1 pseudogene is annotated in these 320 nt (G+C 34.4%); it reads left to right on the top strand.

Going from position 1 to position 320, the window contains the following annotated elements:
* Positions 1–320 (top strand): annotated as a pseudogene (locus GFJ36_RS16920) (IS4 family transposase); the annotation flags it as partial.

Raw genomic sequence — 320 nt, 5'->3', positions numbered from 1 at the left:
TTGGCAGATTGAAATTTTGTTTAAAACGTGGGAGTCATTCTTTGAAATTAATGAATGCCAAAATATAAAAAGAGAACGCCTAGAGTGCCATTTATATGGACAATTAATTAGCATTCTCCTCTGTTCCTCCACGATGTTTCAAATGCGACAGTTTCTGCTTGAAAAAACAAAGCAAGAGCTGAGTGAATATAAAGCGATTTATATGATTAAAGGTTACTTTCCGTTACTGTTTCAAGCGATAGCTATTGGCACAGAAGAGCTTTTAAAAATTTTGCATCGTCTTTATCTATTGCTCAAAAAGAACGGTCGTAAATGTCATC

This window comes from Bacillus sp. EE-W1, from assembly GCF_009760835.1.
Classification (GTDB): Bacteria; Bacillota; Bacilli; order Bacillales; family Bacillaceae_G; genus Bacillus_A; species Bacillus_A wiedmannii.
Note: the sequence above shows the minus strand (reverse complement) of the source record. Positions and strands in the feature narration are given on the sequence as shown.